At 58.4% G+C, this 1,521-nt stretch carries 2 protein-coding genes; one reads left to right on the top strand and one right to left on the bottom strand.

The genetic code is table 11. The features are described from left to right. Positions 1 to 854: FAD-binding oxidoreductase (locus GXX95_00155; protein NLT36559.1), on the bottom strand; the 854-nt coding region annotated here is incomplete at its 3' end. Between the two features lie 166 nt (positions 855 to 1,020). On the opposite strand from GXX95_00155, the gene GXX95_00150 reads away from it, so the two are divergent. Beyond that, positions 1,021 to 1,266 (top strand): rhodanese-like domain-containing protein, encoded by a 246-nt coding sequence (locus GXX95_00150; GenBank protein ID NLT36558.1) that lies wholly within the window; start codon positions 1,021 to 1,023, stop codon positions 1,264 to 1,266. Positions 1,267 to 1,521 lie beyond the last annotated feature (255 nt).

Below are 1,521 nucleotides of genomic sequence, written 5' to 3'. Positions count from 1 at the left end.
TCCGGCTCGCCGTCCACCTCGATCATGCATATGGCCTCCACGTCCGGCAGTCCGGCCTTCACCGCCTTGTTTACCGCGCGGATGCAGATGTCGTCCATCAGCTCGGTGGCCGAGGGGATGAGCGGAACGGAGATCAGGTTGGAGACGCATTTGCCGGCATCCTCCAGGCGGTCAAAGGCGGCCAGGACCATCGCGGAACGCTTGGGCTTGGGGGCGACCTTCAGGGTGACCTCGGTAATGATGCCCAGGGTGCCCTCGCTGCCCACGAAAAGCCGCTCCAGCTGGTAACCGGAGGAGTTCTTTATGGTGTTGGTGCCCACGTGGATGACGGAGCCGTCGGCCAGCACGACCTCCAAACCGAGCACGTAGTCGCGGGTGGCGCCGTACTTCACCGCCCTCATGCCCGAGGCGTTGGTGGCCACCATACCCCCAATGGTGCACGCCTCCCCGCTCCCGGGGGTGGGGGGGAAGAAGAACTTGTGAGGAGCCAGAGCCTCGTTCAAGCGGTCGTAGACGACGCCCGCTTCAGCCACGCAGTACAGGTCGTTCACCCGCACCTCCTTTATGGTGTTCATGCGGGTGAGGTCCATGACCATGCCGCCCTTTATCGGCACGGCCGCCCCGCACAGTCCGGTGCCTCCACCGCGGGGGACCACCGGCATGCCCTCTCGGGAGGCCAGCCTGACCAGTTCGGACACCTCGGCCGTGGTCCTCGGTCGGACCACGACATCGGGGGTGTGATGATGTATGGAGGAATCGAATCCGTAGGTGTATAGGTCGGCGATACGGGTGGAGCAATTTTCCTGGCCCACGATCGCCGAGATCTCCCTTTCCAGGCCTTCCTTGAGCGTCATCTCGGCCGAGATACGCAGCCGGTGATAGATAATCGTTGCCCGGGCGATAGCATAATCTACCTCAGGAGCTAGATTTGGACTTATGGAGAACCGCCCGGGAAATGCCGCCAAGGTCGCCCCAGACCTATTCATAGCGATGATGGAGGGGGTGGAGAAGGGCGAATGCTTGCTCATAGATGTGCGCACCCCGGAGGAGTTCAGGAGGGAACGGATAGAGGGGGCCAGGAACGTGCCGGTGGATGCCCTCAAGGGCGACCTAGGACCGCTGGACCGGGATACCCCGCTGCTGATCTACTGCAAGGTGGGGAAGAGGTGCGTGAAGGCCTTGGACCAGCTGAATGAGATGGGGTTTCACGACATAACGGTGCTGGACGGGGGCATCGAATCACTGAAGGCGTTCAATATAAAATGACCGTCGTACCGGGTCTGAATACCGCTTTCTTCTAAGTATATAATTATTGTTACAACAGAGGGGATGTACGATTGTTCTATCCATCCATGAGGGCCTTTTTTTATGCTGGCTTTGAAGGATGTTCCTCAAGAACGCTAGGATGGATTATCCATCCATAACAATGGTTTATAATCCCCTTAATCGCTGTATCTTCTCACCAAATTGTTTGGTATTGGAGGAGAGGTGGACAAAAAATGCAAGGAAAGGAACTATTGG

This window comes from Methanomassiliicoccus sp., assembly GCA_012719175.1.
In the GTDB taxonomy this organism is placed as follows: Archaea; Thermoplasmatota; Thermoplasmata; order Methanomassiliicoccales; family Methanomassiliicoccaceae; genus UBA6.
Note: the sequence above shows the minus strand (reverse complement) of the source record. Positions and strands in the feature narration are given on the sequence as shown.